Consider the following 3,389-nt stretch of genomic DNA (forward strand, 5'->3'; position numbering starts at 1 on the left):
GAACTGCTGCTGACGCTCGGGACGGCGTCGAGCGAAGTGGTGTTTCCCCGCCTCGTCGAAAAGATGAAGCGTGCCGGCTGCGACGAGGTCGTGGTCGGGTTCGTGCTGCCGGCCGGCTACAGCTTCAATCTCGACGGCACCGCGATCTATATGGCGATCGCGATCGGCTTCATCGCCCAGGCGACCGATACGCCGTTCTCGCTCTGGCAGCAGCTCGGCCTGCTTGCGATTCTGAGCCTGACGTCCAAGGGCGGCACGACGGTGGCCGGCGGCGCGTTCGTCAAGCTTGCCGCGACGCTGCAGTCGGTCCGCTCGCTGCCGCTCGCCGGGCTCGGCCTGCTGTTCGGCATCGACCGGATCATGGCGACCGCGACCGCGCTCGTGAACGTGGTCGGCAACACGATGGCGGTATTCGCGATCGCCCGCTGGGAAGGGCTCTTCGATGCCGCCGCGTTCAACCGCGAAACCGGGCGCACCGCGCGCCGTTCGATGCTGCGCTCGCGCACCGTGGCCGCCGCTGCCGAGGCGCGGACCGAACGGTCCGGCGCGGCCGCCGAAGCCAACTGAATTCCGTCGAGGTGATTTCATTCATGGACCGTATTGCACCGCTCGCCCCCGAGCACCTGTCCGACGAACAGCGCCACGTGTACGACGCCATCGCCAGCGGGCCCCGCAAGGGCGTGCGTGGCCCGCTGGCCGTCTGGCTGCATCGCCCCAGGCTTGCCAGTTGCGCGCAGGCCTTCGGCCAGTACTGCCGGTATGACAGCAGCGTGCCGCCGCGGCTCTCCGAGCTGGTCATCCTGTCGATGGGGCGCCACTGGCTCGCCGAATACGAATGGGCCGCGCACAAGCCGTTCGCGCTGGAGGCCGGGCTGTCGATCGACGTGATCGATGCGATTCGCGACGGCGTCGAGCCGCCGTTCGTGTGCGACGACGAGAAGCTCGTCCACGCGTTCGTGACGCAGCTGCACGAACGGCACGCGATCGACGACGCACTGTATGCGGCGCTCGTCGACACGCTCGGCGAAGGCGCAGTCGTGGATCTCGTCGGCATTGCCGGTTACTACACGCTGATCTCGATGACGATCAAGGTTTTCAACGTGCCGCCGCCGGCCGGCGTCGCACCCGAACTTCCCGCAACACACGGTTGAACACATCCATCATGAACGACACCTCCCTCCATGAAGCAGGCGCGGGCCGCCTGCAAGGCAAGATCGCGATCGTCACCGGCGCGGGCTGCGTCGGGCCCGGCTGGGGCAACGGCCGCGCCGTGGCCGCATTGTTCGCCGCCGCGGGCGCGAAGATCTTTGCGGTGGACATCAACATGGACGCGATGGCCGAGACGGTCCGTCGCGTCACCGAGCTCGGCGGCGACATCACCGCGCACACGTGCGACGTCACGAACAGCGCGGCCGTCGCGGCGATGGTCGACGCCTGCCGCGAAACCTACGGGCGCGTGGACATCCTCGTCAACAACGTCGGTGGGTCGGCCGCGGGCGGGCCGGTCGCGCTGTCCGAGGACGCATGGGACAAGCAGGTCGCGTTCAACCTGAAGAGCGTCTACCTGACCTGCAAGCACGTGCTGCCCGTCATGGAGCAGCAGGGCGCCGGCGCGATCGTCAACACCGCGTCGACCTCCGGCATCCGCTGGACCGGCTCCGCGCAGGTCGCGTACGCCGCGTGCAAGGCCGGCGTGATCCAGCTGTCGAAGGTGGTGGCCGTCGAGTATGCGAAGAAAGGCATCCGCGTGAACACGGTCGTGCCGGGGCAACTGCATACGCCGATGGTCGAGGCGCGTCTCGCCGGGCAACGTTCCGGCGGCGATATCGACAAGCTGCTCGAAAGCCGGCTCGCGCGCATTCCGCTCGGCTTCATGGGCGACGGCCGCGACACGGCGAACGCCGCGCTGTTCCTGGCCTCCGACGAAGCCCGCTTCATCACCGGTACGGAAATCGTCGTGGACGGTGGCATGACCGCACGGTGCGACTGATGGCGGACGTTCGACAGGGCCGCGCGGCACGCAGCGTATGGGATTGCCACACGCACGTCTACGGGCCGTGGGACCAGTTTCCGGTGCCGGCCGACGCGGCGTACCAGCCCGCCGAGGCGCCGATGACGCGCCTACTCGCGCTGCACGAGCGGCTCGGCGTCACGCACGGCGTGATCGTCCAGGCCGCGTGCTATCGGCACGATCACACCGCGTTGCTGGCGGCGATCGCCGCGACCGGCGGTGTTTATCGCGGCGTCGCGCTGGTCGACGACACGATGGACGACGGCACGTTGCACACGCTGCATGAAGGCGGTGTACGCGGCATCCGATTCAACTTCATGGGACATCTGCCGGGCGAGCGCGACACGGACACGCTGCTGCGCACGGCGGAACGCGTAGCGGCGCTCGGCTGGCACGTGCTGCTGCACGGCCGGCTGGCGGAACTGCTGCCGGTGCTCGATACGTGGGCCGGGGTCGACATTCCGATGGTGATCGACCACATGGCGCGCCCGTCGCTGCACACACCATGGAGCGACGACGAACGCAACGCGTTGCTCGCGCGTCTCCGCGATCCGTACCGCTGGATCAAGTTGTCCGGCGTGGATCGATTCGCCGGCGGCGACGCGCGCGCATGGCCCGATGCGCGGCCGCTCGCGCGCCGGCTGCTCGATGCCGCGCCGGACCGGTCGATCTGGGGAACGGACTGGCCGCATCCGAACATCGAAGGCGCACCGCCGGACGACGTCGCGCTGCTGGCGTTCGTTCGCGGCCTGTGCCGCGACGACGCGCTTGCGGATGCGGTGCTGGCCGGCAATCCGCTGCGGCTCTACGGCTGAGCCGAAGCAGACGACGATCGCTGCCCGACGGAAATACGAAGACTTGCAGTGAACCTCGAGGAGGAGACATGAAGGAAAAAACGAGCAGGCGGGCCTGGCCGGCCGTCGCGGCATGGATAACGCTGTGCATGGCGTCGCCCGGTGCACATGCCGACGACATTCACGTGCTGGCGACCGGTGCGCTGCACGGCGCGTTCGAGCAACTGGTGCCGCTGTTCGAAAAATCGTCCGGGCATCGTCTCGAGATCGCGTGGGGGCCGTCATACGGCACGTCCCCCGAGGCATTGCCGATGCGTTTGCGCAGCGGCGAGCCGGTCGATATCTGTTTCATGATCAAGCCGGCCCTTCAGCAGGAAGTCGACGCCGGCCGGTTCGAGCGGACCTCGCTGTCGGACATCGCCGCCAGCGGAATCGGCGTCGCGGTGCGCAAGGGGCTCGCCGTGCCCGACGTCGGGTCCGACGATGCGCTGCGTCGCGCGTTGCTGTCCGCCCGATCGGTCGCGTTCTCCGAAGGGGCGAGCGGCACCTACATCGTCGGCACGCTGTTCGAGCGGCTCGGCATC

The 3,389-nt window shown here is 68.4% G+C and carries 5 protein-coding genes; all 5 read left to right on the plus strand.

What is annotated here, in order from left to right; genetic code table 11:
• On the plus strand, nt 1-567 hold a 567-nt coding region (locus tag A9Z05_RS03465), incomplete at its 5' end, for a cation:dicarboxylate symporter family transporter (RefSeq protein WP_141723338.1).
• Nucleotides 568-590: 23 nt separating this feature from the next.
• Entirely contained in the window at nt 591-1,151 is a 561-nt protein-coding gene (locus A9Z05_RS03470; protein ID WP_069616886.1) for a carboxymuconolactone decarboxylase family protein, read from the plus strand.
• Nucleotides 1,152-1,162: 11 nt separating this feature from the next.
• Entirely contained in the window at nt 1,163-1,990 is an 828-nt protein-coding gene (locus A9Z05_RS03475; RefSeq protein WP_069616887.1) for an SDR family NAD(P)-dependent oxidoreductase, read from the plus strand.
• Nucleotides 1,990-2,826: an amidohydrolase gene (locus A9Z05_RS03480; RefSeq protein WP_069616888.1), complete on the plus strand. Its 837-nt coding sequence runs from the start codon at nt 1,990-1,992 to the stop codon at nt 2,824-2,826. Before A9Z05_RS03475 ends, A9Z05_RS03480 begins: the two co-directional genes overlap by 1 nt.
• A 68-nt stretch (nt 2,827-2,894) precedes the next feature.
• The coding region (locus A9Z05_RS03485) for a substrate-binding domain-containing protein (protein WP_256121832.1) at nt 2,895-3,389 on the plus strand (495 nt) is incomplete at its 3' end.

It is taken from the genome of Burkholderia sp. A2 (assembly GCF_001729305.1).
In the GTDB taxonomy this organism is placed as follows: Bacteria; Pseudomonadota; Gammaproteobacteria; order Burkholderiales; family Burkholderiaceae; genus Burkholderia; species Burkholderia sola.

Bases quoted from the DNA above. Each gene is read 5' to 3' on its own strand.
- A9Z05_RS03475 (WP_069616887.1), top strand. From the start codon at position 1,163: ATGAACGACACCTCCCTCCATGAAGCAGGCGCGGGCCGCCTGCAAGGC.
- A9Z05_RS03480 (WP_069616888.1), top strand. From the start codon at position 1,990: ATGGCGGACGTTCGACAGGGCCGCGCGGCACGCAGCGTATGGGATTGC.
- A9Z05_RS03470 (WP_069616886.1), top strand. From the start codon at position 591: ATGGACCGTATTGCACCGCTCGCCCCCGAGCACCTGTCCGACGAACAG.